This is a genomic window from Streptomyces sp. RerS4, assembly GCF_023515955.1.
In the GTDB taxonomy this organism is placed as follows: Bacteria; Actinomycetota; Actinomycetes; order Streptomycetales; family Streptomycetaceae; genus Streptomyces.
Map to the genome: position 1 here is coordinate 7210055 of NZ_CP097322.1, position 25478 is coordinate 7235532.

Annotated in this window: 24 protein-coding genes and 5 pseudogenes; 8 read left to right on the plus strand and 21 right to left on the minus strand. The window is 68.8% G+C overall.

Annotated features, from left to right (window positions below; translation table 11 throughout):
* Nucleotides 1-5: 5 nt before the first annotated feature.
* The 4 genes from ygiD to M4D82_RS32460 all read right to left on the minus strand — a co-directional run bounded on the left by ygiD (nucleotide 6) and on the right by M4D82_RS32460 (nucleotide 2378).
* Nucleotides 6-809 (minus strand): 4,5-DOPA-extradiol-dioxygenase, encoded by an 804-nt coding sequence (gene ygiD / locus M4D82_RS32445; RefSeq protein WP_249771160.1) that lies wholly within the window; start codon nucleotides 807-809, stop codon nucleotides 6-8.
* 157 nt (nucleotides 810-966) lie between these two features.
* Nucleotides 967-1290 (minus strand): phenolic acid decarboxylase, encoded by a 324-nt coding sequence (locus M4D82_RS32450; RefSeq protein WP_249771162.1) that lies wholly within the window; start codon nucleotides 1288-1290, stop codon nucleotides 967-969.
* Nucleotides 1291-1306: 16 nt separating this feature from the next.
* The gene (locus M4D82_RS32455; RefSeq protein ID WP_249771164.1) at nucleotides 1307-2065 is read right to left on the minus strand and encodes a nuclear transport factor 2 family protein; all 759 of its coding nucleotides are present in this window, start codon (nucleotides 2063-2065) and stop codon (nucleotides 1307-1309) included.
* The gene (locus M4D82_RS32460) at nucleotides 2028-2378 is read right to left on the minus strand and encodes a hypothetical protein (RefSeq protein ID WP_249772376.1); all 351 of its coding nucleotides are present in this window, start codon (nucleotides 2376-2378) and stop codon (nucleotides 2028-2030) included. The genes M4D82_RS32455 and M4D82_RS32460 overlap by 38 nt, the downstream gene beginning before the upstream one ends.
* Here M4D82_RS32460 and M4D82_RS32465 point away from each other — a divergent pair.
* The 3 genes and pseudogenes from M4D82_RS32465 (at nucleotide 2307) to M4D82_RS34450 (ending at nucleotide 4248) form a co-directional block, all read left to right on the plus strand.
* The gene (locus M4D82_RS32465; RefSeq protein WP_249772344.1) at nucleotides 2307-3074 is read left to right on the plus strand and encodes an AraC family transcriptional regulator; all 768 of its coding nucleotides are present in this window, start codon (nucleotides 2307-2309) and stop codon (nucleotides 3072-3074) included. The genes M4D82_RS32460 and M4D82_RS32465 overlap by 72 nt on opposite strands.
* Nucleotides 3075-3457: 383 nt before the next feature.
* Nucleotides 3458-3892 (plus strand): annotated as a pseudogene (locus M4D82_RS34445) (transposase); the annotation flags it as partial.
* Nucleotides 3893-3966: 74 nt separating this feature from the next.
* A complete protein-coding gene (locus tag M4D82_RS34450) occupies nucleotides 3967-4248 on the plus strand; it encodes a transposase (RefSeq protein ID WP_349637127.1) in 282 nt (93 codons plus the stop codon).
* Here the strand turns inward: M4D82_RS34450 and M4D82_RS32475 are convergent.
* Nucleotides 4205-4749: pseudogene (locus M4D82_RS32475) on the minus strand (hypothetical protein). The gene M4D82_RS34450 and the pseudogene M4D82_RS32475 sit on opposite strands and share 44 nt — an antisense overlap.
* Before the next feature lie 267 nt (nucleotides 4750-5016).
* On the opposite strand from M4D82_RS32475, the gene M4D82_RS32480 reads away from it, so the two are divergent.
* The gene (locus tag M4D82_RS32480) at nucleotides 5017-5766 is read left to right on the plus strand and encodes a DUF4253 domain-containing protein (protein WP_249771168.1); all 750 of its coding nucleotides are present in this window, start codon (nucleotides 5017-5019) and stop codon (nucleotides 5764-5766) included.
* Between the two features lie 394 nt (nucleotides 5767-6160).
* Nucleotides 6161-6337, plus strand: coding sequence for a hypothetical protein (locus tag M4D82_RS32485; protein ID WP_249771170.1), 177 nt, complete (start codon nucleotides 6161-6163; stop codon nucleotides 6335-6337).
* 214 nt (nucleotides 6338-6551) lie between these two features.
* Here M4D82_RS32485 and M4D82_RS32490 read toward each other — a convergent pair whose 3' ends face one another.
* The 7 genes and pseudogenes from M4D82_RS32490 to M4D82_RS34455 form a co-directional block, all read right to left on the minus strand.
* Nucleotides 6552-7934: a chymotrypsin family serine protease gene (locus M4D82_RS32490; protein WP_249771172.1), complete on the minus strand. Its 1383-nt coding sequence runs from the start codon at nucleotides 7932-7934 to the stop codon at nucleotides 6552-6554.
* 36 nt (nucleotides 7935-7970) lie between these two features.
* Nucleotides 7971-8261: pseudogene (locus M4D82_RS32495) on the minus strand (C40 family peptidase); the annotation flags it as partial.
* Nucleotides 8262-8759: 498 nt separating this feature from the next.
* Nucleotides 8760-10226 (minus strand): methyltransferase domain-containing protein, encoded by a 1467-nt coding sequence (locus M4D82_RS32500; RefSeq protein WP_502989037.1) that lies wholly within the window; start codon nucleotides 10224-10226, stop codon nucleotides 8760-8762.
* Nucleotides 10227-10255: 29 nt separating this feature from the next.
* Nucleotides 10256-10905, minus strand: a pseudogene (locus M4D82_RS32505) (M15 family metallopeptidase).
* A gap of 58 nt (nucleotides 10906-10963) precedes the next feature.
* Nucleotides 10964-11443: a GNAT family N-acetyltransferase gene (locus M4D82_RS32510; RefSeq protein WP_249771176.1), complete on the minus strand. Its 480-nt coding sequence runs from the start codon at nucleotides 11441-11443 to the stop codon at nucleotides 10964-10966.
* Nucleotides 11444-11482: 39 nt separating this feature from the next.
* Nucleotides 11483-12514 carry a phosphotransferase gene (locus M4D82_RS32515; protein WP_349637129.1) on the minus strand — a complete coding sequence of 344 codons (1032 nt, stop codon included), beginning with the start codon at nucleotides 12512-12514 and terminating at the stop codon, nucleotides 11483-11485.
* Nucleotides 12494-12715, minus strand: a pseudogene (locus M4D82_RS34455) (NUDIX domain-containing protein); the annotation flags it as partial. The pseudogene M4D82_RS34455 and the gene M4D82_RS32515, both read right to left, overlap by 21 nt.
* A 1799-nt stretch (nucleotides 12716-14514) precedes the next feature.
* Here M4D82_RS34455 and M4D82_RS32520 point away from each other — a divergent pair.
* Nucleotides 14515-15123: a hypothetical protein gene (locus M4D82_RS32520; RefSeq protein WP_249771180.1), complete on the plus strand. Its 609-nt coding sequence runs from the start codon at nucleotides 14515-14517 to the stop codon at nucleotides 15121-15123.
* A gap of 152 nt (nucleotides 15124-15275) precedes the next feature.
* On the opposite strand, the gene M4D82_RS32525 is transcribed toward M4D82_RS32520, so the two are convergent.
* Nucleotides 15276-15650, minus strand: a complete 375-nt coding sequence (locus M4D82_RS32525; protein WP_249771182.1) for a hypothetical protein — start codon at nucleotides 15648-15650, stop codon at nucleotides 15276-15278.
* A gap of 537 nt (nucleotides 15651-16187) precedes the next feature.
* Here M4D82_RS32525 and M4D82_RS32530 point away from each other — a divergent pair.
* Complete coding sequence (locus M4D82_RS32530) at nucleotides 16188-17273, plus strand: hypothetical protein (RefSeq protein WP_249771184.1); 1086 nt, start codon at nucleotides 16188-16190, stop codon at nucleotides 17271-17273.
* On the plus strand, nucleotides 17270-17704 hold the full coding sequence (locus M4D82_RS32535; RefSeq protein ID WP_249771186.1) for a hypothetical protein: 435 nt from the start codon (nucleotides 17270-17272) through the stop codon (nucleotides 17702-17704). The genes M4D82_RS32530 and M4D82_RS32535 overlap by 4 nt, the downstream gene beginning before the upstream one ends.
* 102 nt (nucleotides 17705-17806) lie before the next feature.
* Here M4D82_RS32535 and M4D82_RS32540 read toward each other — a convergent pair whose 3' ends face one another.
* From M4D82_RS32540 to M4D82_RS32575, 8 genes are all read right to left on the minus strand, one after another.
* The gene (locus M4D82_RS32540; RefSeq protein WP_249771188.1) at nucleotides 17807-19120 is read right to left on the minus strand and encodes a sialidase/neuraminidase family protein; all 1314 of its coding nucleotides are present in this window, start codon (nucleotides 19118-19120) and stop codon (nucleotides 17807-17809) included.
* 381 nt (nucleotides 19121-19501) lie between these two features.
* Nucleotides 19502-20002 (minus strand): MOSC domain-containing protein, encoded by a 501-nt coding sequence (locus M4D82_RS32545; RefSeq protein ID WP_249771190.1) that lies wholly within the window; start codon nucleotides 20000-20002, stop codon nucleotides 19502-19504.
* Nucleotides 20003-20053: 51 nt separating this feature from the next.
* Complete coding sequence (locus tag M4D82_RS32550) at nucleotides 20054-20287, minus strand: acyl carrier protein (RefSeq protein WP_249771193.1); 234 nt, start codon at nucleotides 20285-20287, stop codon at nucleotides 20054-20056.
* A gap of 1 nt (nucleotide 20288) precedes the next feature.
* Nucleotides 20289-21341 (minus strand): NAD(P)H-dependent flavin oxidoreductase, encoded by a 1053-nt coding sequence (locus M4D82_RS32555; protein WP_249771195.1) that lies wholly within the window; start codon nucleotides 21339-21341, stop codon nucleotides 20289-20291.
* The gene (locus M4D82_RS32560) at nucleotides 21338-22213 is read right to left on the minus strand and encodes a class-II aminoacyl-tRNA synthetase family protein (protein ID WP_249771197.1); all 876 of its coding nucleotides are present in this window, start codon (nucleotides 22211-22213) and stop codon (nucleotides 21338-21340) included. The genes M4D82_RS32555 and M4D82_RS32560 overlap by 4 nt, the downstream gene beginning before the upstream one ends.
* Nucleotides 22200-23078, minus strand: a complete 879-nt coding sequence (locus M4D82_RS32565) for a diiron oxygenase (RefSeq protein ID WP_249771199.1) — start codon at nucleotides 23076-23078, stop codon at nucleotides 22200-22202. Before M4D82_RS32565 ends, M4D82_RS32560 begins: the two co-directional genes overlap by 14 nt.
* Before the next feature lie 38 nt (nucleotides 23079-23116).
* Nucleotides 23117-24031 carry an inositol monophosphatase family protein gene (locus M4D82_RS32570; RefSeq protein WP_249771201.1) on the minus strand — a complete coding sequence of 305 codons (915 nt, stop codon included), beginning with the start codon at nucleotides 24029-24031 and terminating at the stop codon, nucleotides 23117-23119.
* A 38-nt stretch (nucleotides 24032-24069) separates the two neighbouring features.
* The gene (locus M4D82_RS32575) at nucleotides 24070-25287 is read right to left on the minus strand and encodes an aspartate aminotransferase family protein (RefSeq protein ID WP_249771203.1); all 1218 of its coding nucleotides are present in this window, start codon (nucleotides 25285-25287) and stop codon (nucleotides 24070-24072) included.
* Nucleotides 25288-25478: the final 191 nt, after the last annotated feature.

The following is a 25478-nucleotide window of genomic DNA, read 5'->3' on the forward strand; positions in this document are numbered from 1 at the left end:
GGGTGTCAGCCGATGCGGACGGAGAGCATGGAGATCGCTCCGCCGCCGTCGTACCCGTCGACGGGGAAGGTGACCGGCTCCTGGATGCCTTCGTCGTGGCGGCACTGGGCGATGACGTACAGGAACGGCAGGTAGTGCTCGGGGGTCGGCACGGACAGCAGGGCGTCCTGGCCACACTGCTCGTAGTCGACGAGCTCGTCGACGCGGCCGGCGGGGACGGCCTCGCGGATCCGTTGGTTGAAGCGGACGCCCCAGTCGAAGAGCTCGTCGCGAGTCAGGCCCCAGGCGTAGGTGTGCAGGTTGTGCACCACGTTGCCGGAGCCGAGGATCAGCACTCCCTCCTCGCGCAGAGGGCGCAGTCGTTTGGCCAGTTCGTAATGTTCGCGCGGGGTGAGGTTCTCGTCCACGGAGAGCTGGACGACGGGGATGTCGGCCTCGGGGTACATGTGGACCAGGAGCGACCAGGTGCCGTGGTCCAGACCCCATTGCCGGTCGGCGGCCACCGGCTGCGGGCCGAGCAGCCCGGTCACCCGGCGGCACAGCTCCGCCGAGCCCGGCGCGGGGTACTGCACCTGATGCAGGGCGGGCGGGAAGCCGCCGAAGTCGTGGATGGTGCGGGGCTGCTCGGCCGCGGTGACGCGGACACCGGGCACGTACCAGTGGGCGGAGACGGACAGGATGGCGCGCGGGCGGGGCATGGACCGGGCGAGCTCCGCCCATCCTGAAGTCCACTCGTTGGGCTCCAGGGCGTTCATGGGGCTGCCGTGGCCGACGAAGACGGCGGGCATGGTGCCGGGCTCGGTGGTCACCGGTACTCCTCAGAAGTCGGATCGCAGGTGTGGGAAGCCTGATCGCGGACGTCGGCCGCGGGATGCCTCGGAGGCGGCGGAGGCAAGGGGGATTCGGGTGCCAAGCGGCGAGCGGCCGGACCGCGGGGGCGGTCCGGCCGCTCGCCGTCGGGTGTCCTCAGAGCTCTTCGAGGGTGCCGGTGTGCAGTTCGCCCACCCGGCCGTCGGCAGTCTCGTAGGTCCAGAAGGCGTGGACCGTGTTGGTGTTCATGTTCATGGCGTGGGTGACACTCATGCCGGACTTCTCCGTCCAGCCGACCAGGAACACTCCGGTGGCGACCTCCGCGGCGTGCAGGTCGACGTCCTCGACCGTGCCTGTGCCGGGACCGGCGACGGTCTCGTAGCGCAGTTCGGTGCCGTCGGGTGCGTAGGTGTTGTGGAACACCGTGCCGTTGTCGACGGTGAACCGGAACTTCTTCCCGGCGTAGGTCAGAGTGCTCACGATGTCCTCCGGCCGCTCAGAACAGGCCGTTGGTGTGCGGCAGCTCGGCCGGGACCGGCGCGACGACGTCCCAGTGCTCGACGATCTTGCCGTCGGCGACACGGAACAGGTCCCAGTACGCCACCGGCCCGCCGAACTCGCCCTCGGACTGCAGCAGCACCAGGTCGCCTTCGGCGACGACCTTGTGGACCTGCTTGTAGACCAGGTTCTTGCCCTGCTCGCCCCACTTCGCGGCGGCGGCGCCGAAGCCGTCCAGGCCGTCGGCGGCCTCCGGGTTGTGCTGGAGGTAGGTCTCGGTGGAGATGAAGTCGGTCAGCACCGAGTAGTCGGCGCCCTTGAGGACCCTCTCCGCGCACTCCAGGACCAGGGCACGGTTGGCCTCGGTCCTGTCCAGGTCACGCGGCTCGCTCTGCCCGTCGGTCTGCGAGCGGCCGGAAGCGGTCTTCGCCACGACCGGGGTGAGGGCATCCCAGTGCTCGGCCAGCTTGCCGTCCGCGTTGACGCGGAACAGGTCGAAGGCCACCAGCGGGTCCGGTCCGAAGCCGTAATAGGTGCCGTGCAGGGCGACCAGGTCGCCGTCCGCGATCACCCGGGCGCCCTCGTAGCGGAAACCGTCGGGCAGACCGGCCACCAGGTCGCGCAGCGCCTGGGGGCCGTCGGCGGCCAGACTGCTGTGCTGGCGGTAGTCGGACGCGACCCAGCGGTCCACCGCGGAGGGGTCCTTCTTGCCGAACAGCTCATCGGCGGCCTGCAGAACCAGTTCCTTGTTGCCCATGACACGTTCCTTCCAGTGCGGAGGCGGAGCCGTCTCCGCCAGTCGCACCTCCACCTTTGGCCAGGTGCGCCACACGCGCGAGGTAAGATCCGAAAGCGTCATGGTCAAAATCGAGCATCCGGGCGAAGGCGCGCGCGTCGCCGAGTACGGCTTCCACAACCCCGACCGCGCCCATCTGGGTATCGAAGTGACCAGCATTACGTGTCTGGCCAGCAGACTTTCCCCACAGGCGCTTGCCCGCGTGCACCGCACCGATTTCCATCAGATCATCCTGGTCGCTGCGGGCGAAGCCGTCACCATGGTTGATTTCCAAGATCACCCCTCACCCCCGGGCACTCTGCTGCACGTGGCCCCCGGCCGGGTACTGCGCCTGCCCCGCCCCGTCCGCCCGCCCGGCCCGGTCCAGGCGGCCATCGTGTTGTTCACCCCCGCCTTCCTGCCGCCCCTGGGGGCCGCCCGCACCCTGCTCACGCCCTTCGGTCCCGCCATCTGGCACCTCGCACCACACGAGAACACCCTGCTCACCGCCGCCCTGGGCGAACTGGCCGCCGAATACCGAAGCGCCGCGCGAGACCCAGGCAGCGCGGCCACCACGGAACTCTTGCGCCACCTGCTCGCCGCACTCGTCCTGCGCATCGCCAGACTCCCCACCCCGCACGGCAGCCTGTCCAGACCCGCCACCACCGGAGGCGACACCTTCCTGCGCTTCCAGCACGAACTCGAACGCTCCTTCGCCACCACCCGCAACGCCGCCGCCTACGCCGCCCGGGTCGGCTACTCCCTTCCCACCCTCAACCGCACCTGCCAAGCCGCCACCGGACGCAACGCCAAAGCCCTCATCGATGGCCGCGTCGCCCTGGAAGCCGGCCGCCTCCTGGCCCACACCGACCTGCCCGTCGCCGCCATCGGCCGCCGACTCGGCTTCACCGAACCCACCAACTTCGGCAAGTTCTTCGCCCGGGAGACCGGGCTGCCCCCCGGGACCTTCCGCGCACAACAACGCCCCTGACCATCGGCGTACCGATCGGTCGCAGCATCCTCGCCCAGCCTGACTCGTCCACCCCGCTCACCCGGCCGGTCATTTCGGCGAACCGCCCCACCCCCTCGACGTGCAGGTCACGGGCGTGTCAGCGATCTTGTGCAGGCGTCGTTGAAGGCCAGATCCCCTTCTCGATGGGGTGATCGTGGTCGGCGCCGGGCATAGGAAATGGGGCCGCGCGGTAGCTCGGAGAATGCCGACGCCAACAAGCCGTCCCGGAGGACCTTTTGCCGCTTCTGTACGGCATCACCGGGGTGGAGTCCGCTTCGGCCACTCCTAGCTGTGACTGCCTGGCGCACCGGTTCGGGAACGCGGCCGACCACGGGATGCGCGGGCGCCGCTATCCGACGGACATGTCGGATGCGGAGTGGGCGGTGGTGCGGCCGCTCCTACCGGTCCCGGGCTGGCTGCGCGGGCGGGGCGGGCAGCCGGAGGCGTACTGCCACCGCGCGATGTTGGACGCGATCCGCTACCTCGTCGACAACGGAACGACGTGGCGGGCCATGCCAGCGGAATTCCCGCCGTGGGACCGGGTCTACGCCTTCTTCCGCCGCTGGCGCGACCACGGTCTGGTCAAGGAGTTCCACGACCGGCTCCGCCGCAAGGTCCGCGAGCAGGCGGGGCGGGACCCGGAGCCGAGCGCGGGCGTGATCGACTCCCAGTCCATCAAGGCGGACGCCGTCGTCGCCACCGACAGCCGCGGCTTCGACGGCGGCAAGCTGATCAATGGGCGCAAGCGGCACGCCGTGGTCGACACCCTCGGCCTGCTGCTGGGGGTGATGGTCACCGCCGCGGACATCGGCGACCGCGCCGCCGGGCAGGTTCTGCTCTCCCAGTCGCCGCCGCGCACCACCGGCTGGCGCTGGTCTGGGCCGACGGCGGCTACACCGGCAGCCTCGTCGAGTACTGCCTGGCCGCCCTCGCCCTGGTCCTCGCCATCGTCAAACGCAGTGATGACATGCGCGGCTTCGTCGTACTGCCCAAGCGGTGGATCGTGGAGCGGTTCTTCGCCCACCTAATGCGAAGCCGCCGCCTCGCGCGGGACTTCGAACGGTCCACCGGCAGCGCGGAGGCGATGATCTACTGGTCGATGACCCTGCTCATGACCCGCCACCTGGCCCGGCCACGGCCCTCGCGAGGGTGAACCGGCCCGGCGCCGGCTCGGCCAGCCACCCGCGCGCTGTCAGCCGCTTCGCCTTCGACCGCAACGCCTCGATCTTCGCGGACACCGGGTCCAGGCCGAAGCAGCCGGCCATCTCTTGGCAGGTCAGCGGGCCTTGACCGAGCCGGCCCCGGCCGCGAGAGCCTGCAGGATGCGCTGGTAGTCCGCCGACAGTGCCGACCAGGCCAGGCCCGCACGCCACATCGGCACCACCGACTTCGGCTTCGCCGCCTCCGAAGATGCAGGCAGCGCGGGCGGTTCACCGCGATCCGACGGCTCCTCGGCGGCGCCCGGGCCGGCGATGTCTCCTTCGCCCGGGGACAGCACCTCGCCGACGCGTGAACGGGCGATGCCCCACTCGCTCCACTCCCGCTCGGTCACGACCAACTCGGCTTGGATACGGTTTGCCTCCTCCCGCAGCGCGTCCACACGCCGGCGAGCGGTCAGCTCACGCTCTTCCAACAGCCCCACGACCGACGGCATCCCCGACTTCCACCAGAGCGACGACACGACACGTCACCACTCCCCGAGACCGCCGACCCCATGCTTGAACAGCGGAAACGCAGTCCTCAAGACTGGAAAGACAACAGCCACTGAGCAGCGAGCGTTGGGACGGCCAGGGATGCGGACCATAGACAGGCGGCGTCGTAGCCGACGGGGGCGAGGCCCCAGCCCTCCCAGTCGAGCAGGGTCAGGGTCGGGGCGGTGAGGTTGGCCCAACCGATGTCGCCGTGCGCGCAGGACCAGTCGGTGATCGACGGTGTCGACGGTGTCGCCGTAGACCTCGCGGATCCGCCCCGTCAGGTGTTCCTGGCGCATGCACACCCGGTCCGTGTCGTGCCCGGCCAGGGTGTCCAGGGCGGCGCGGAGTTCCGTCCACCAGCCGCTCGGGAGGGGAGGGTCTTGGTCGACGGTGCCGGTGGCGGAGACCGCGGGGTCGGTGCCGCGGCTCATCTCGTCGACCCACCAGACAACGCCGCGCTCGGCGTCGTGCCACTGGGATCCGGCGTACCACTCCGGGCGGATGTCAAAAGGCGCTTCGCTGTTCCGGCCCCCTTCGGACAGGTATGGCCCGGCCTTGCGGCCAGCCGGGAGACGGTAACGAACCCTGAGCAACTGGCCTCAGAGTTCGCGGAGGCGTTCCTCACCGACTGCCCGCGGACAGGTCTTGGACTGGTTGCCGCACCGTCCGGTGCCGAAGCGCTGACAGCCATGGGCTGGGCTGGCCCCTGCAACTACGAAAACGACACCGCGAAATTCTCTGCGGTCGTCCGGGATTGGGAAAACCGATTCGGAGCCCGCGTCGTCGCGGTCGGGTTTTCCACGCTGCACCTCAGCATCGCCGCGCCCCCGGTGAGCGAGCATGAGGCTCTGCTGGTTGCAGCCGAGCACTTTGCGTTCTGCCCTGACAACATCTGGCAGGGCAGCAGACCGTACACACTGGCCGCGTATGCCGAGCGGATCACTGGCGCCCAACGCTGGGATTTCTGGTGGGACTGATCCGGCACTCGCTGGGTGACAGCTCGCTGGCGCACCTGATTGGTGGCGACGGAGTCGGTCATCGGGGGCGGCGGGGCAACGGGGTGACAGCGCGGGCATCGTGAAGGGCGGCGCGCCGGAGGCCGTTGTCGATGCTCAGGCGTTGGACGGCGGCGATGGCGAGTTCGAGCTGTTCGGCGAGGTCGCGGTTGTCCCGTCGCAGCCGGGCGTTGTTGGCCTGGACTCTGCTGTAGGCGTCGGCTGCGGTCGTGCCGCTTGGCGTGTGCGCGATGGCGGAGCGAGCTCGGCACAGATGTCTGGGTAGTTGCGGCGGAAGGTGGTGTTGGCGAGGCCGAGGCGGGTGGCGAGGGCCAGCACGCTCGGGCGTCGGCCAGTCTCGGAGGTCAGGCTGTCGATGGCGGCGTGGACGTCGGTGCGGCTCGGCAGTGGGCGGCGGTGGGCGGCCACTGGGCGGTCCCGTTGGCGGCCCCGTGACGTCTTCGACACCACCCTCGTCCAGCCCGACCTCGTCGCGGAGACCAGCGCCGACACTTCCATCGACTGCGGCGGCGTCTACCGGCACCCGAGCTGAGTCGTGCGCCTGCGCCTGGACGCGAGCGTGGAGGATGTGTCCCGGTTCGGCGGTGGCCCGGCCGCAGTCGCGGGATGACCTGTGCCGCACGCGGGCAAGCGGTTCCTGGTCGAACAGCGGCATGGAATCCGCAGAGGTCCGGGCGTCTTCGGGTGGGTGATGCGGCACCTCACCGCCGGGCCGGCGCGCCGCTCCGGCGGGTGAGGTGCAGGCTTCAGGGCAGGTTGACGGAGAAGGCCCGGTTGATGTCCTGGAAGTCGACGAAGACGAGGGTGTTGGTGTTGGCGAAGCCGCTGACGAACCCCTTGACTATCCGGTTCTCGCCGCTGCCGAACGCGACGACCGGCCCGCCGCTGTCACCGCCCACGACGGAAATGGGCGAAATCTGCGAGACCGACTTCACGCCCTTGATCGTCTCGGGGTGTCCGTTCAGCCTGTACAGGAACTCGCTGTCCACGACTTTGTGACGGCAGGGGATCCGCTTCTCGACGACCATCGAGTTGTAGCCGAGGTGGCAGACCTCCTGGTTGTTGGAGGCGTAGCTCCAACCCTCCAGGTAGCGCGTGTATCCGTGGGTGTCCAGGCCGTCCCAGGTGTACCGGGCGCTGTAGGCGTCGATGAAGGCCACGTCGTAGTTGGGGTTGGTCCACGCGTTGCCGATCCGGTTCCCACCGTGTGTGAACAGCGGGTTGGCGCCTACGCAGTGGGCGGCCGTGGTGATCCAGCGCTTCCCGTTGCGGTCGACGACCGGGATGCCGGTCGTGCACGATGCTCGCTCCGCGGTGGCCCGCCCGATTGCGGCACCTCCGTAGAACGGCGATGAGGCGTTTTCCCTGGTCGCTGGCGCTACCGGCTGCCCCTGCTGGGCGCGTACGTCGAATGCCTTCGACAGTGCCGGGTACCCGGGGCGCTGGGCGAGGCTGTTGCTTGTGTAGGCGGCGACGGCAGCAGGCTGGTCGACATCGAGTTTGACCGCGGTGCCGTCCATGGTCCAGGACGCCCCGTACACCTTGAACGGCAGGTCTTTGGCTTCGAGGAGTCGTTTCGCCTCCGCGAGGGCCGCGACACGGGTGTTCTTGCCCTGCCGGACCGCAAGGCCTTTGAGCTTCAGCCCGGGCTTCAGCTTGAGCATGGCCGCCTTGAACTCAGTGGCCTTGGCCGGGTCGGTGAGGTACAGGTGGACGGCCTTGAGGTCGTCGGACAACTCGAGCCCGGAGAAGATGTCCTGACGCTGGTTCCGGCCGACTTCCTCGGCCGCCGCGGCGATGGCGTTGAGCGGTGCTGTCTTCACGTCCCTTGCCTTCTGCTCTGCCCACACCGCCTGCCCCGTCGTGTCCGTCGTCGAGGTGGCCTGCTTCCCGGCGAAGGCCTGTGGTGCGGCGAGCGGCACGATCGCCAAGGCGACCGCCCCGAGTAACCCGATACGCGTCTTCGTGTGAACTCCGAGCACGGCTTCCCCCCAGTGGGTTCGAGTCGGAACATCCGACAGTCGGACGGCGACGCTACTCGTGCAGATGTGTGATCGGAAGACGGTCTCCTCGCGGGGCGTCCGGAGCCTGCCCCTGTGGATCTGCTCTGCCCGAGCCCCGTTCAGCACCCCGGTGGGCCAGTCAAGTCGGAACCTACAGGTCGGCTACACGCGGGTCGCCCCGAGATAGTCGCCGGCGGGCATCGCATTGGCGAGGGCCACCACCTTCACGTTGCGGCCCGTGCGCGGCGCGTGGAGGACCTGGCCGTCGCAGGCGTAGAGGGCCACGTGGTAGACGCTGTCATTGCGACGCGACCAGAACAGTAGATCGCCGGGACGCAGCTGGTTGCGGGCGATCGGCCGGTGGGAGGTGGCCGCGTATTGCGCGGCGGCGGTACGGGGAAGGTGGGTGCTCGGCCCGTACGCGTACCGGACCAGGGACGAGCAGTCGAAGCCCTCAGTGCTGGAGGCGGAACACCGGCCGCGGAGGAACCCGTTGCGCCTGCCCCCTCACCCACACCCATGCGGCCGAATCCCCGGACTCATCGGCGGCGCTCGCCGCCATCCGGTACCAGCGCACGGCGGCGGCCCCGTCCGAGCTGGGGAACGTCTGCGCGTACAGCGTCATCAGCCGGGCGGCCGCACTTCGCCTCGTGGACAGGGCCAAGGTCCGCGATGGCAAGACCGCAAAGTGATCACTGCCTCGGCCACACCCTGCGGCTGACCGGGGGCGATCTTTGGGCAGTTTAGCGTTGCCGATCAAGTGGATCTCGCGATCACCGAGGCATGACTCCTTCAGTGGCTGTTGTTGTTCCGATCTTGAGCGGTGTTGCTCGGACGGCGGTCTCAACAGCGGGTGACCGCGGTGGGATCCAGGCATAAGACCCACAGCGCACGTGATCGTCTCGGCGCAGGCCATCGCGTGGGACTCTCCGTGGTCCCCAAGGAGGAATGTCACCCCTGCTCGGGACGCCGACGGGCGAGATGGACGATGATGTCGGCGGCGATCTCGACCGTCTCGGGCAGGACCCGCGTGATCGCGTCATACGCCTGTTGTTGCCTCGATTGCGGCAGTTGGAGATACGCCGAGACGGTCGACAGGTAACCAATGTAGTCAGCAGACCTCATCGTCAAGCGCCGCTCGATGACGGACTGCTGAACGTCAAGGAACAGATGAGACCGTTGCAGTTCCGTACCCGGCCACTGCATCTCCTCATCCGGAGCAGTCCCGTCGGGAGAGGGAACCTCATCGCTTTCCAGGAACGGCGCCCGTGCAGCACGCACCGACTCCTCGACAGCTGGGTCAGCCAGCTGAACCGGGCCACCGCATGAGGCGAACACACCCTCCGGTTCAAGGAGCGCCGCCACCCTCGACCATCGACCCTCCGGGCGTGTCCAATGCAGGGCAGCCGCCGCATAGACCAACCCATAGGGCTCACGTGGCCGCAGGTCCTCGAACACGGCTCGCACAGTCGTCACGTTCGCGGGCACGGTCTTGTTCAGCTCGGCAAGCATGGCAGCGTCGGGCTCCGTCGCCGTGACCATGACCCCGTGCCCCGCGAACAGGCGGGTTGCTTTGCCTGTCCCTGCACCGATCTCCAAGGCCGTCCGAATCGGCCGGCCCGCATACGTCATCACCAAGTCGAAGAGCTCTTCGGGATATCCCGGCCGGAACCTTTCGTAGGCTTCCGCGATCGCGCCGAAGCTCAGTGCACGAGCAGACATGTCGAGCATCCTGGCACGTCCGGGACAGACCTGCCCGTGCTCGTTGGTGACGACGACCGCGACACCGGCCATGGCGGCCGGCTTCGGAGCCCGCTTCTCGCTGTAGGCGACGGGGTCGCTCTTGGGCCCGCGCAGCAGCAGGACGGTGGAGTCGCCGGCCTCGATGCGGTCGGAGTGCTGCCGGCCGTCGGCGAGGAGGTCGATCTCGGCGTCGTCCAGGCAGATGCCGCGCAGCTCCTCCGGGTGCCGGTCGGCGTGCGGGGTGATCACGCACAGTGTGCCGTCCTCGTCGAGCAGGGCGGCGAGTTCGACGACCGTGTGGGTGCGGTCGGGCAGGTGGGCCAGGGCCCGGCGCATGGTGATGAGCCGATAGCCGCTACCGGCCGGGCGGAGGGAGGAGAGGTCGCCGCCGGTGATGTCGATCTGGTGGCAGATGACCCCCTCCGAGGCCAACTCGGTGGCGCGCTCGACGGCGGAGCGGGCCCAGTCAACGGCGTCGACCCGGTACCTGGTCGTGGCGAGGAAGCGGGCGAGTTCGCCGGTCCCGCAGGCCACGTCCAAGGCTCGGGCCCCTTGGATGTCCTCCGGCAGGGCCAGGTGCTCGGTTAGGCGGTCTTCTCGGTGTCGGTCAGCGGGCTGAAGTCGCGGCCGGCCTCGTAGTGGGCGTGCCAGTCCAGCGCGGTGCGTTGTGCTCATGCGGTGCGTGCTGCCTTTCGTCGGGTGGCTCAGGAGGGATCGGTGGGGTGCTGGGAGGCGGGTCCGTAGAGGGCTTCTGGTTGGTCGGTCATCAGGGCCCAGTAGCGGTCGCCGAAGGACCAGTGCCACCACTCGGTCGGGTAGTTGACGAGCCCGGCGGCCGTGAGCGCGCGACTCAGGGTGGCGCGGTGCAGCCGGGCCTGGTGGGAGAGACCGTCGGCGAGGGTGTAGCAGGCGCCTGCGCTCTCTTCCGGGTGGCGTTGACGCGGGTGCCCATGTCCAGTTCGGTGCCCTCCGCGTTGACGAGGGTCAGGTCGACGGCCGCGCCGGCGCTGTGCGGGGCGATCTCCGGCGGTGACACGTACCGGCTCGCCTGTGCCCGCAGCTCCTCCGCAGGCCAGTCGGCATGGGCGGCCCGAAGTTCGGCCGCGTACTCCTCGAAGTACCGCTGCTGCAGCGCCGGAGGTCGGAACCCTTCGACGACGAGCAGGCGCAGCCCTTCGGGCAGCAGGGACCGGGCGTGCAGCAGCCGGTCGAGGACACCGGAGCGGAGGTGCGCGAAAGCGTACGCGGGATCAAAGCGGCGGCCATCGAGGAGGAGTTCTCCGCCGGCGCGGACATCGGCGAGGGGCTCGCCGTTCTCCGCTACCGTGATCGCGGCGACCCGCGGGTCGGACATCAAGACGATGCTCACTCGGGCCTCCCAGTCGCCGGGATCCCGGTGCGGCGGGCGGCCATCACGATCCGCTCCCCTCGCCCGGGGCGGGGAAGCGGGTCATGCGCATCAGGGCCGGGTCGGCGGCGAAGCCGAGCTGCTCGTACAGCGGGGCGGAGCCTTCGCTGGCGTACAGCTCGTAGAGGGTGACACCGTCGCGGCCCAGGTGGTCGAGGAGCGCGGTGAGCGCGGCCTTGGCGTAGCCGTTGCGCCGATGGGCGGGGTCGGTGGCGACCGCGTGGATCCGTACGGCCAGGCCCTTGGGGTACTTCGGTGCCGGGAGGACGGCGTGGACCAGGCCGAGGGCGCAGGTGGCGAGTCCGCCGGTAGGGGAGTCGACGACGTACGCGCGGGCGTCACCGCCGTCCCGCAGGCGTAAGGCGAGCTGGTCGGCGCAGGTGGTGAGCCAGGCTTCGTCGAGGGGTTCGCTCAGGATGTTCTCCGAGCGCAGGCGGGCGATCTCGGCGGCGTCGGCCGGGGTGGCGAGGCGGGGTTCGGGCACGGGGTTTCCTTCCTCGAAGGGACCGGTGGGGCTCATGGTTTACGGGTGCTGGCAGGCGTGGAGGCGCCGCAGGGTGCGGTGGCCGCGTTCGGTGACCTCGGGATCGTCGTGGCTGGTTCCGTAGGCGATGCCGGAGACGGCGTCGAAAGCGGCTTCGCAGTCCAGGCGGAGCTCCTCGGCGGGGGTGAGCGTTCTGCCGTAGCCGTCGTAGAACGCGGCGCGCAGGTCCGGACGGCCGGTCCAGGTGTCGCTCAGCCGCACCATGTCCCGCGTCGCGGTGTTGTACTCGGTCCGTTCGAAGTCGAACAGCTGCGGTTCGCCGTCGTCGGCGAGCAGGACGTTGCGGTACTGCAGGTCCCCGTGGGCGGGCACCAGTACGGGCTGCGATAGATCCGCGTAGGCACGAGCCAGGGCGAGGACCAGATCCTCGTCTCTGTCGGCCAGGTACGGTCGAGTGCCTTCCAGATGGCGCTTGATCTTGTCGGCGGCCGTGGCGGCTTCGGCGGGCCGCTCGGGTGCGCTGCGGTGGAGTGAGCTGGTGAGACGGCCCAGAGCGTGCTGGACGCGCGCCTCGGCGGCGGCATCGAGGACCATGCCGTGCAGCGGGCGCCCGGACAGCGCGGTAACCACGACGGCTCGCGCCTCGGTGTCGGCCGCGACGAGACGGGGAGCCCGCGCCCCCAGCGCCGGCACCCACGACTGGTACGCGGCCACCTCCCGGTGATGGAACTTGGCCCCGCGGTGCCGCTTCAGGTACCAGGTGCCACCCCCGGGTCCGGTCAGTCGCCACACCCGGCTGCCGGTGCGAACCCAGGACACCTCCTCCGCCTGCGCGATCTGGCCGATGGCCTTCTCGGCGAATGCCCGCAGCCGGTACGGCAACTCCAGCCCGCCTGCAGGCGGTCCGGCCAGGAGGTGGGTGCGGTCGGGGCCGGCGGGGGCGTACTCGATGGCGTCGCCGGGCTGTTGGAAGTGCACGGCGGCCGGCAGGCCTGCGCGGTAGGCGTCCAGGCCGGCCCGGCAGTACGCCACCATCGGCCCGGGCAGGGCCTCCAGCGGGTACCAGTCCATGCCGTCGCATCGGTCCGGCTCCATGATCCCGGGCTGGCCGGACCACCGGCGTACCTCGAAGAAGACACCGAGGCGGGAACGGGATCCCGTAGGCGGGCGGTGGCGGACGGTGACTGCCGCAGTCACGTCCTGCGCCCCGATGACCACGCTCGTTTCCTCGCGGGCCTCCCGGATCACGGCCTCGACCATGTCCTCGTCGGGGTCGAGGTGCCCGGAGGTTCTCTAGGCGCCTCTGAGTTGTCGGTTCAGGCTGTCTCAGGAGGGACTCATGAACGTACTCGAGCACTGGGGTGTGGACTTCTATGACTTCACCATCCCGTCCCCACCCACCGATGATCCCGACATATTGAGGTTCGGTGATCTGCTCACCAGAGCAGCCCGCAACGGTGCACGCCACGGAACCCCGGTGATCATCTCTCCGTCAGGTCGGCCGGACCCTCGCATCAATCTGTTCTTCCGTACGGGGCGTATGGCGGGACACGAAGCAAGCACCTGGCGTCGGTATGCGTACGCGCTGATCGTGTGGCTGGACTTCCTGGATGCCATCGGCAGTACGTGGGACTGCGCGAGCGTACGCGATGTCGAAGCGTTCAAGGACTGGCGAATCACGGACCTGCGCAATGATGAACGAATCCGGCCGTCTTCGTTCGATACGGATCGTGCCGCCTTGAACTCCTTTTACACCTGGGCGAGTTCGCGCTACGGAGTGTTCAACCCGGTGCCGACCGTCCAGGCGGACGACTCGGACGAAGCCAGCTGGAGGCCCGGACCGGGTTACACGCAGCAGCGCCGGGATCCGCTCCGGCCAGCGGGCTCAAGGCGCCGCCAAGTGAAGTGGTTGCTGCGTGGCGCCCTGGAGCAGTGGCGGAACATCGGTCTGCGCGGATTCGACTTCAATGGTCTGCGTCGGGACGGATGGGGGGGCAACGAGGAGCTGGCGGCCCGGTGCGGCCCGCGCGGAGGCAGTAAGCGCCTGGCCACGGCGAAGCGATATCACTGGATACTGCACCGCTTCACGGTGGTGCTGTCGGAGGCAGGACGTGTGCCGCCGACGCCTGGCGAACTGGCGCCCGAGCACTTTCAGATATTTCGTGACAGGTACGAGGGCCATCCGGCTAGTTTGCGGGAGCAGTTGATGACTCTTCGCCGTCTCATGCGCAAGAGCGAAGAGCTGGCGGCAGAAGCCCTCCGTGATCTCCTTCGTACACGGCTTCCCGCCGCCACGCCTGCAACCCAGGTGACGGCGTACAGCGACCACGAGTGGCAGCAGATCATGACCGCACTGCGCCGTGATGTCCGGGTCTCCCGGGACCGCATCCGTGCGGGAGTACGCCTGCTGGCCCGCTTCCGGGACGGTGAGCTCATACCGGGCAGCGGGGAGGAGGCCCTGGGAAGGATGCTGGAGGAGTTCGCCACCACGGGGGATCTGCCCCGCAACGAATCAGGTGCCCTGCGGAACGAGGTGTCCCGGCTCGGCGGCGCCATGGCCATCAGCGGCATGCTGAGCCTCACCCGCGATGAGTCGACGGCCTTCGCGATACTGCTGAGCGCGCTGACCGCGGAGAACTTCGGCACCGTCAAGACGTGGCCGGCTCTGCACACCCGTCCCGACGGCGGTGTCACGATGCAGGCAGTGGCCTTGGTCGAGGAGACCAAACCGCGCCGCGGCCCCGACCGAGAGCACATGGTCGCCGCACTCGAGGACCTCCCTGCCTCCCTGCGCGAGCCGGCCGAATCCGAGGACGCCGAACGTCGGCTCTTCCACTCGCCGCTGCGCGTGTACCAGCTTCTGCTGGAACTGACACAGACCGCTCGCCGCCTCAGCGGAGAGACCCGCGCGTTCATCGCCGACAGCCCCAAGAGCCGTCCGGCGTTCGACAGGGAGATGTGGAACACCGAGGTGCACGTAAAGCACTGGAGCCAGACGCGGGGCTTTCCCTCCATGCGCAAAGCTGTTGCCGGAGGGCTGCCCGCCGTACAGGTGAGGCGGATCCGCCAAAGTGCGGGAACTGAAGCGACGCCCGGTCGCCCACAGCCGCGAAACGCTGCGGGACTACTACCTCAAGCGCAGCCGCACCGTGCAGGAGCAGAGCCGCTCCGTGGTCGGCAAAACACTGCGCGAACAGGTCGCGAAGGCACGCACCGCAATGGAGATTCCGGTGTTCACGCCGGACTTCATCGACCGCGCGGCTCACGACCCGGAAGCGGCAGCGGCAGCGGCCGGACTCGACCCGGAAGCCCTGAAGGGGCTGTTGGCCGGGGAACAGGACACGGTGCTGACCGGATGCGTCGACCACCTCGCCGGGCCCGACACTCCACGGGGGACACCGTGCACGGCCTCCTTCTTCGCGTGCCTTGGATGCGAGAACGCCCGCGCGCTCCCACACCAGTTGCCGGTCCAGATCGTTGTCCGCGACCGGCTCCTCGCCGCACGCCCCAACTCCGATCCCACGACCTGGCGCGCCAAATACCTAGCGGCCACCGACCGACTCGAGGACATCCTGCGTCACTACACCCCTGCCGAGCGCGAGCAGGCCCGCGCCAACCTGAGCGACGGGCAGAGCGAACTGATCGAGGACCTGCTGAGCGGAAGGCCGGATCTGCGATGACCGCCCCCTCAACCTCTCCGGCAACGCCCACATCGGGAGACGCCAGACTTCCGGACCGGGCACTCTGGCCTGCCGACGACATCCTCATCCTCCGCAAGCGGCCGGTACGGATCGGCACCCCGCCCCCGCACATGTCGCGATTCGGAGACGAGCTATGGCACATCCAGCCAGCCCACCGCGACGCGCACCTTCAGATCTCCGCCATCTCCTGGTCCAGCTTTCCCGGCGCACTGCGTCAACACTTTCGCACGTTCATCCTGGCCGCCCTGGACCACCCCGTCCCCGTAGAACCGGGCGGGCGGCAACGCCCCGCCGAGCAGGCCAGCATCGGCAGCCTCCCCTCCTGGGTCATTGACATGCGGGTCCTGGCGCTCTGGCTGGACGAGCAGGGGTTCCACAACCTTGCCGACATACGCGACGCCGACCTGGAGACCTTCCGCATCTACGTGCTGGGCCTGGACCGCAACGGGCGGCGAAAGTCGGACCTGATCACCGCCTTGCGCGTCCTGTGGCTCTTCAGCGAGCACATGCCCGCCCAGTGCCGCCTCGACTGCGACTTCCCCTGGGCCGGCCAGACCGCCAAAGAGGTCGTCGGAGCACCGGCAGGAACTGAGCGGGAGAACAAGCCCCCCCCGCATCGCCGGCGACGCCATGGAGGCCCTCTTGGCCTGGGTCCTGGTGATGATCGAGGAAGTCGGCCCCGACATCCGGGACGCCTGGCACGAATACCACCAGCTGGAGGCTGGGAGGCACCACTCGCAGACCCGCTACACCGGCACCCGGGAAGAACGACTTCGGGTATACCCCTCGTACTGCCGCGAAAAGGGTGTTCCCCTGCCCGGCCACGAGGGCGGAGACATCAACCACGGGCACATCAAACGACTCATAGGCATCTCCAAGGCACACCGCCAAGAGCTGACCGTGCCCATGCTGGGTCTCCTTGCCGACAGCGGCCTGCCGATCGCGCCCTTCACCGGCATCGGCCTTATCACCGGACAGTTCCATGGCCGCCCCTGGCGTGAGCGCCCCATCACCATCGGGAACTCCCGACTCTGGTGCGACTGTTGTCAGCCGCACTGTTCACGGCGGTCTGCTACCTCTCCGGCATGCGCCCCGGCGAGGTTCTCAACCTCCGCCGGGGATGCCGAGATGCCGACGAAAAGACAGGAGAACTTCTGGTCCACAGCTTCCGCGGAAAGGGATTCGACCGCATCCCCGACCAGCCAGACGTTTCCGAGCCCCTGCGTCGGTGGGTCGTCGTGGACGTAGTGCACTCGGCCATCGCCCTCCTGGAAGAGCTGCACGATCTACCGTTGCTCTTTCCCTCGAGCCTGATCCATGCCCACGGCCAGCGTCCGGCGACCGTCAACGCCCGCACAGGCCGCGCCATGAATGACGACATCCAGGATTTGATCTCCTGGATCAACTCCGCCTACCGCAGAGCGGATAGCGGCTCCCCCATTCCGGCCGATCCTGCCGGCCGCATCAACGCCAACCGCTACCGCCGTACCCTTGCCCGCTTCATCGTCCGCAAGCCGCGGGGACTGATCGCAGCCGCACTGCAGTACGGGCATATTCGCACAAAAGTGACTCTGAGCTACGCCGGATATGCCGACCCATCCTGGCTGCACGACATCGCCGTGGAGAAACTCGAGCTCATCATCGACCAGGTCGAACAGGACAGCGAGCGCCTCGCGGCCGGCGAGCACGTCAGCGGTCCTTCTGCCGACGAATACCGGGTCCGCGTGGAGCGCACCGCGTCGTTCGTGGGACGAGTGGTGACAAGCGCCGGCAGCGCAGAACGGCTTATGGAGCAGATGGATCCCGCGATCTATCACGGGCAGGGCATGACCTGCGTATGGCGCGCGGCCACGGCCGCCTGCCGAAAGGCCAAGCTCGCACTCGGACTGCTGGACGATGACACACCGGACGAGTCGGAATGCCGATCCTCGTGCGCCAACCTCGCCTACACCGACCGCGACATCGAGGACGTACAGCGCCGACGGGAGCGGCATCAGGCCGACGCTGTCGACCCACTGGCACCCAGGCCCCGGCGCGACCGCGCGGCGGCGCAGGCCACTCAACTGTCGGAAATCATCGACCGCCACCAAATGCAAGGCGTCCCTGACGCCGGAGAGGGGACCGCATGACCAGCCGACGCGCCAGGGATCTGGAAGCCGAACGCGCCGCGCTTCGGACCGCAGCCGACCGCCTCCTGGCCGGCACACCCCTGCGCTCAGCTTCCGGGAAACTCACCGCCTCCGAGCTGCTGCGTGAGTCCCTGCGGCGCGATGTCGCCTACGGCGACCACAGGGACCTCGTCGAGGAGTTCCAGGCCCGCGTTAAGGCGCAGAACGCAAGGCCGGCTGCCATGCAGGAGCTGGCCGACAAGTACAGCGCAGTGAAAGAGAAGCTGGCGGCCGTCACGGAAAACTTCGCGAAGGAACAGGTCGTCAGCGCCGCACCGCGTCGGATCGTTGCCGAGCTCGACTTGGAGCTTATGCAAGCCCGGGAGGAGCTTGAGCAGTCCAGGGACGTCACTCGGCTCCCCGCCCCGCGACGGCGGGCGGGGTGCAGGTGAGGAACTGTTGCCTGTTCCACAGCGCCGCGAACCATTTCGTGAAGGGCGGGCGTCGGCCGGGGCACGGGCGCCCTGCCCCGGCCGATCGATGTGGGGCCTGTCTCAGTCGGCGGCGTAGCCCGGATCGTCGAGTTCGTGCAGTCCCGCCGGGTTCTCGTCGGTCAGTACCTCCCCTGCCGCGGTGACCAAGCGCTGGGCGTGGCCCCGGTGGACGCACAGGAGTTGGCCGCGGGTGCTGGCCGGGCCCTGGTACACGGCAAGCGCCGGACCGTACTTGCTGCTGTGCCCGGGCATCTCGGTGTCCGTGCTCCACCCTGCACCGTCGAAGGCGGACCACCACAGCTGCTGGCGCGCGGGGTCGCGGTGGACGCACATCAGCTTGCCGTCGAGGACGGCGAGGCCGATGTTGCTCCGAGTTCGGTGTCCCGGCAGTGCGCCCTCGGCGATCCAGCCGGTGTCGCGCAGCTGGCTCCAGTGGATGGCCCCATCCTTGGGGTTGCCGTGCAACAGGTGGAGGGTGCCGTCGTAGACGGCGAGCGCCGGGGACCTTGTGGTGGCGCAGCCGGGGACGGGTTCGGGGGCTGTCCAGTTGCGGCCGTCCAGGCTGGTGGTGACCATGATCCGCTGGGCGGCGTCGGCGTAGGCGAGGTGGAGGGCGTCGCGGAACACAGCCAGTGCCGGTCCGTAGACGCTCTCGGCGTGCGGGACCGGCTGGTCCGGCGTCCAGGTATCGCCGTCATAGGAAGTCACCGCGATGCCCCAGTCACCCGTACCGCCGCGGTGCGCGCAGTACAGCCGGTCCTGGAACACGGCCAGTGCCGGGCTGCCCAGGGTGTGGTGGGCGGGGAACGTCTGGTCCTCGGACCAACTGCCGTCCCCGCGGTGCACGGTCCACCACAGACCGGGGTTGTCGCCCCGGCCCTGGTAGACGCAGTACAGGTCGTCGCCGAAGACGGCCAGGGCGGGAGTCTCGGAGGCGTAATGGGTTGTGAACTGCGTGTCGGCGCCCCAGCCCGCGCCGGGTGTGAACACGCTGAACCACAGTCCGGTCTCGCACGGTGTGGCGTCGAGGGCCATGGAGGCGAGAAGGGTGGGTGCGGACCATGGCGAGTGCAGCTCGCATCCGGCGCCCTGGGCGGCCGACCGGATCTGTTCGGCACGGCCGGTCAGAGCCGCGTCGACGGCTTCGGCGGTATCCGCGGGCAGGGATCCGGCGAGCACCTCTGATACCAGGCTGCGGAAGCCTTCGACGGGCTCGATCCTGTCGGGTTCTGTGAAGTGGTCGCAGGCCCGCTGGTCGAGGCGGAGAGCGAAGCCCCATCCCAGCAGGCGGACGGAGACGGCCGTCCCCGACGCGCCGAGTTCCTCGGCCGCCTCTTTCGCGCGCTCGATGGCCTTGGCCGTGGGGGCGTCCATGAGGTGTTGCAGCGCTGTGCCGCCGGTATGCCTGGGGCTGGTGCCTTTGGGAGCCATAGTCTTCCTGTCTGCAAGGCCACGGCTGAACGACTCTTCCTCCGTGGTGCCTGGGAGAGAATCGTCCGGAGCTGCGGGCGTGGATGCTGGGGGCCTGCGTTCGGCCGCACAGGTCCTGGTATGCAGTTGCCCGGCGCTTACCGGACACCTCGACTCCGGTGCTCAGTCGCCCACCGGGTGCAGTCGGCGAACGTGTGACCGGGGTGTGGGCGTACGGCGCCCGTGTGGGAGGGACGGTCCTGGCCGGGGCGAGTGGGTCGGAGGCGGATGCCCGGGAGCGGTGGTGCAGTGTCCTGGCCCGTCCAGGACGGACATCTGTGTGGTTCAGGGAGGGGCGGCCGGAGCTAGGAGGGGCCGCGTGTCGTGTGCCAGCGGGAGGATCTGGTCACCCACCTGGATGATCCCGCCGCGAATTACCTCGGCCCGCAGTCCGCCGCGGTGCAGCAGGCCGCGGATCAGGCCGGGGCGGACCAGTTGTTCGAGGCGGGCGCAGGGCTCGCTGAGTTCGAGACCGCGCAGTATTGCCGTGCCGATCTGGAACTCCTGATCCACCAGCGGGTTGAGCCGGATGTCCTTGGTGATGAGGTTGCGTCGGCATTCGGCGGGGGTGAGCGTGATGCCGTGCTCGCAGGCCAGGGCGTCGAGGGTTTCGGCTTCGATGAGGGTGACGTCGCAGACTCCGGACGTCCGGCCGGCCCCGCGGATGCGAGGGCGAGGGCCCTCGCCTGTCCAGTAATTGCGGTCTCCTACCAGGCCGTGGCCTGTCACCGCGCGGGCCTGCGCGACGTGGAAGGTGGGATCGCTGGCGCGCGAGGCAAGGTGCAAGGACGTCACCCGGCCTGGCCCAGGCAGCGGTGGTTCCTGTGCCATGGGCGGTCAGCCCTTCAGGTAGTGGTGCTGGAGGGAGCGAAGAGTACGGAAGTGGTCCACGTCGATCTGGTTGAGCTGCAGTTCCCGTCCGATCAGGTCCTCCAGCAGCAGAACGAATTCCATGAAGCCGAGTGAGTCGACGAGCCGGTTCTCGATGAGGTCGAGGTCCTCCGGTATCTCTTCGATGTCGGGGTTTCGTTCGAGCAGCCAGTCCACGACTGGCTTGATCGCGTCGTTCATGTCATCGCTCCTGGATACGGGTGGGCTTGCGGGAGCCGCTCGTGCGGGCCGGTGTGCCGTTCGCAGGGCTGGGGGAGGTGGTGCGGGGCCCGCGTGCGCTCTCGTACTCCTGACGGAGCCGGGCGACGGTGACGGCGGCTGGGTGCCGGGCGGTGACTCGAGTGCAGGACCGGCCACAGTACATGGCCATCTCCTCGATGCGGCCGGTGGTGTCGTTGCCCGGAGCCGCCGCGCTGTAGCGCGGTATCGGGTGCTCCCGCCCGTCCACCCGGGTGGTGGCTATGAAGGTGGCCGGGGCGCGTTGATCGGCTGTGACGAGGGGGTTGCGCAGGACACGGTGCGGGCGGTGGGGCCAGCCGATGTGGAACAGGGAGGTGATGAGAGTGTCGTCGGCCACGGCCTCGATCACCCGCTGTTTGAACGTCGGGTGCGCGGTGGATTCCGCGACGGGGATGAATAAGGTTCCGGCCATGGCCCCGTCCGCGCCGCGGGCAATGGCATCCGCGAGATCACCGCCGGTGGCGATCCCGCCCGCGACGGCCAGTACGGCGTCCGGGTGGCGGGCCCGGACGTCGGCCAGCAGACGGTCCACCGGCAGCCGGCCGAGCAGGTGGCCGCCGGCTTCGGTGCCCTGAAGCACCAGAACGGCCGCGCCCTGCCCGAGGGCGGCGTCAGCCTCCGTGACAGTGCCGACCTGGATCACCAGCGGGTGCCCGGCGGCTTGGACGGCCTGGGCCGCGTCGGCGTCGGGCAGGCCGAAGGAGGTGACGAAGGCACTCCGGGGCAGTTCGGGCAGGACGGCCCGGAGCTGGTCCAGGCAGGTGGCGGGGCCGGTGACCTCGGGGACCACGTTCACTCCGAACGGGCAGCTGGTGGCAGCCGCCACCTCACGGGCCAGCCGGGCGGCCCGTGCGGGCGGTTCCTTGTACAGCGCGAGGGTGCCGCCCGCTCCGGCCCGGGATACCGCGGCGCACAGCTCGGGTCCGGCGACGGCGCCCATCCCGGCTTGGAGCAGCGGCAGTGCGAGACCGAGCCGGTCCGCCAGCCGGGTCACGAGCGTTCTCCCCACCGCCGTACCGCGCGGTGCGCGGCTGTCAGGTCACCTTCGAAGAGGTCGCCCAAGGCGTGTACCCATCGCTCCAGGCCGAAGGCGACGCATCCGGTGAAGGCCGGGCGGTCGGCGTGGGTGATGGCGCGGCGCTCGCCGAAGAAGTTTCGGTGGTTGTTGGTGGAGGCAATCGCGGTCCCGTCGATGTGCAGGTATTCGTCCTTGACCGGGGCCAGCATCTGCATGAGCGTGCGGGAGCCGTCCTTCTCATAGAACGGGTCGGTGGCGGGCTGTCGGTCCAGGGTGAGGCCGAGGGCTGTGCCGAAGGCGGCGATCCGCTCGTGGTGGCGGTCCAGGTGGGTCCGGACGGCTTCGGCCGAGCCGACGCACACGATCTCCCGCATGGTGAAGGCCCAGAGCCGCCGCAGCCCGTCGTGGTGGTCCTCGTTGCGGTAACACTGCGCGACGGTGGTGATCAGTACGGGACTGTCGGTACTGGTGCCGGAGAGGTGCAGGAAGCAGCCGTAGCATGCTGCGGAGGGCAGCAGATGGGTGGCATCGGCCAGGTCGACGGCAGGCAGGGTGGTTGCTTCCGGCCGGGCCGCTACGTGTTCGGCCAGCCGGTCGGGGCGTATGCGGGTGACCGGGTTGCCCAGGTGCGGGAAGTTCTGGAAGTAGTCGAGAGTCTGCAGGTCTTCGGCTCGTAACAGCGGCGGGTAGCTCTGCTGCCGGGCCCCGTCCTCAGTGGCCCAGCGGGTGAACACCGCGTCCAGTTCGCCCTTGAGCAGGACGGCGGGTTCGTCGAGGGTGGCCAGCCCGTCCCGGACCGACCAGGCGGTCCCGGTCTCATCCGTGGCCTCGGGGTCAGTGACGGGCATCGAGCACCCCGATCCGATTGAGGAAGCCCGTCGTCTTGTGCAGGACCTTGGCGTGAGCGGCCTGCCGTGCAGGGTGGGCGAGCAGCCGCCGTCGCAGCGCGAAGCCGCCCGGGATATCTGCGTCGCGGTAGACGGCCGGGTTGTAGAGGGACTCGATGCTGGTGGTGAGATAACGGCCGAGGTAGCTGCGCAGGTCGTGATGCGCAGTCTCATCCAGACCGCGGTCGAGGAGACGCTCCCACAGGAGCTGCACCAGGCGGCAGCCGAAGGCTATGTGACGGGACTCGTCCTGGTGGTGCAGCCGGTTGATGTGCCGGACGGTCGGGTGCAGGCGGCTGTCGGCGGCCAGTTGGACGTTGTAGTGGTCCACTATCTGCTCGAAGATCAGGATCCGGGCGAAGACCAGGAAGTTCTCGATGTCCGGGTCGCGTGGTGCCTCGGGCAGCTTGACCGACTTGTCAGGGTAGATCTTGCCGGCGTACTTGAGGCAGAAGGTGGCGAAGAACCACATGTGGTCGTTCTCCTCACCGATGAAGTGATGGAAGAACTCGGAGGGGAGCTCGAAGCCAGGTGTGTGGACGCGCCGGGTGACCTCGATGAGCAGCTCGCGGATGCCGTGCACGTTGAGGCTGTAGAAGTTGACGCTCTCCCACCGGCTCAGGGCCTGGAGCTGAGCGGTACTCAGTTCGTCCATCAGCTCGGTGCCGTGCAGGGAGAGCAGTTCGGGTGACATCCACAGCTCGTCGGTGGGGATCGTGGTCGGCCAGTCGAAGGTGGTGAAGGGGTTGTAGTAGTCGGCGGTGGCCTTGTCGGAGAGCCGGTCGAGCAGGGCGCGGAACTCGGTGTCGTCCGCTGTCGCGGTCACCGCTCGGGATGGAGGGGTGTTCGGGGGGCACACGGGCGTCACTCCTTCCATCGGATGGTCGACAACAAGGCCCGGTGGAGCTTGGGGGTGGAAGCGGCCACACAGGAGCGCTGGTTGGCGATGCTCAGGTCGGTCAGGATGGTGTCGCCGAGCGGCTGTCCGTATGCGTCGGTGATGACCGCCCCTGCCCGCTCGGCGAGGAAGACGGCCGCCGCGATGTCGTACGGGAACAGGTGCAGGACCCTTCCGTTGCCGACGCGTTCGAACTCGGGCAGCAGCGCCGGGTCGTCACGCAGCAGCCGGTTGCCGATGTCCACGTACGCGTCGAGCTGGCCCGTGAGCACCCGGGAGATGGACCAGGTCGCGCTGTTGAAGACGAAGACTCCGCCGGTGTTGGCCGAGCGGTCGATGAGATGGCCGTACGCCTTGGTCATCAGGTGGGCCGGGTGGCCGTTGAATTCCAGTGACCAGAGCATCCGCGAGGGGTCGGTGGTGCGGGTCAGCGCGGGGACGGGATGGTCGTATCCGTGTGCTGTGATGCCGGGCGTCACCCGGTCCCCGTAGAGGTAGGCGCCCGAGCGCAGCTCCATCAGAATGGCGTGCTCGACGTCGGCGATGCGCGGGCTGTGCGACATGCGGGCGACGGCGACCGAGACGGTGGCCGACTCCAGGCCGGCGACAGCGGGCCGGGTGCCGTCGATGGGGTCGACGACGAGCAGGTGGGCCGGATCCGTGCCGTGGTACTGCAGGCCGCGGTCCTCGGAGTAGACGGCGACGGGCAGGTCGTGGTCGGCGACGTACTTCCAGGTTGCCGCCTCCGCGATGTCGTCGAGGCCGAACTGGGCGTCGCCTCCTGGTGAGTGGCCCCGGACCAGTCGGCTGCCTGCCCGGCCCTGGGCTGCCGTCACGGCCTCCCGGACGGCTGTGGCGAGACCGGTCACATACTGCCGCACTGACGCGGCTCCCGCGGGAGCGCCGTGCTCGGGGCCGGTCATGCGGTGGCCTCGGCGGCGAAGAGGGCTTCGAGCCGGTCGCAGAGCAAGTCGGCCTCCGTTCGGGTGAGAATGAGCGGCGGACGGATCTTGATGACGTTGCCCCGGCCGTAGCGGGATGTACGCAGGATCAGTCCGTGATCCATGCCGCGCCGGGCCAGAGCCTGGGCACGCTCACTGTGTGGACGTCCCTGGTCGTCGCCGATCTCGATCCCGATCATCAGGCCGAGGCCGCGCACGTCCACGACGGCAGGGTGGCGGAAGGCCAGAGCGCGAAGCCTCTCCATGATGTGGGCGCCGACCTCCCGGACGTTCTCCAGAAAGCCGGGACGGCCGATCACGTCGAGCGTGGTGGCTGAGGCGGCGGCTGCAAGGACGTTACCGCCGTAGGTGAAGGAATGATGGTCCGCGCTGAGCCCGGACATCCGCTCGTCGGCGACGATGGCCGCGATCTGGGCGCCGGAACCGCCGAGTCCCTTGGCGGTGGTCAGGATGTCGGGTCGGACCCCGTAATGCTCAGCGGCGAACATCCGGCCGACCCGGCCTATCCCGGTCTGGATCTCGTCGAAGATCAGGGCGATGCCCCGTTCGTCACACAGGGCACGTAACGCGGGCAGGTATCCGTCAGGGGGCACGATGTTGCCGCCGCTGCCCGAGATCGGTTCGACGACCACACACGCGACGCTGCCGGAACTGGCGTGGTCGAGGAAGTCGTTGATGCGCTCGACGCAGAGCATGCCGCAGCTGTCGGGGCCCGCCTGGCGGTAGAAGCAGCGCAGGCAGTACGGATCGGGGACCTGGAGCACGCCGGGCATCAGGTGCGGGAAAGGAGCCTTGCGAAAGGACTCGCCCGACATGGTGGTCGTCATCATCGTCTGCCCGTGGTGGCTGCGGAACAGAGTGATGACGTCGCGGCGACCGGTGGCGAGCTGTGCCATCTTGACCGCGCCCTCGTTGGCGGTGGACCCGCCCGACACCTTGAGGTGCACCTTGGTCAGGTTCGGCGGGGTGATCTCGACCAACCGTCGGACGAGCTCGTTGACGGGCGCCGTCTGGAAGGTCGATGTGGTGTGCACGAGCCGTTCGACCTGGTCGCGCATGGCCTTGACCACCTCGGGGTGCCCGTAGCCGAGGCTCAGATTGAACGTGCCGGAAGCGCAGTCGAGGTATTCGTTACCCTCTGTGTCATACAGGTGGATACCCTCGCCGTGGTCCATCTCGTACGCACTGACCGGGTAGTACAGGTGCTTCTGCGCGTAGCTCAGGGCGTCGCTTCGTACGTCACCCCGGACCCCGCTCTGGACGCGCGTGAGGTCGGCCATGTGACTCCTGTCGAATTCTGTCCGCGGACACGACGGACGGCGAATATCGATATTCCCAGGCCGTTGAACCTGGATTTCCCACGGGC

Bases quoted from the DNA above. Each gene is read 5' to 3' on its own strand.
- M4D82_RS32540 (WP_249771188.1), bottom strand. From the start codon at position 19,120: ATGGACGCCCCCACGGCCAAGGCCATCGAGCGCGCGAAAGAGGCGGCC.
- M4D82_RS32560 (WP_249771197.1), bottom strand. From the start codon at position 22,213: ATGCCCGTCACTGACCCCGAGGCCACGGATGAGACCGGGACCGCCTGG.
- M4D82_RS32575 (WP_249771203.1), bottom strand. From the start codon at position 25,287: ATGGACCACGGCGAGGGTATCCACCTGTATGACACAGAGGGTAACGAA.
- M4D82_RS32500 (WP_502989037.1), bottom strand. From the start codon at position 10,226: ATGAGCACAACGCACCGCGCTGGACTGGCACGCCCACTACGAGGCCGG.
- M4D82_RS32485 (WP_249771170.1), top strand. From the start codon at position 6,161: ATGGCGGCGTGGACGTCGGTGCGGCTCGGCAGTGGGCGGCGGTGGGCG.
- M4D82_RS32515 (WP_349637129.1), bottom strand. From the start codon at position 12,514: ATGGACTGGTACCCGCTGGAGGCCCTGCCCGGGCCGATGGTGGCGTAC.
- M4D82_RS32550 (WP_249771193.1), bottom strand. From the start codon at position 20,287: ATGAACGACGCGATCAAGCCAGTCGTGGACTGGCTGCTCGAACGAAAC.
- M4D82_RS32455 (WP_249771164.1), bottom strand. From the start codon at position 2,065: ATGGGCAACAAGGAACTGGTTCTGCAGGCCGCCGATGAGCTGTTCGGC.
- M4D82_RS32535 (WP_249771186.1), top strand. From the start codon at position 17,270: ATGACCAGCCGACGCGCCAGGGATCTGGAAGCCGAACGCGCCGCGCTT.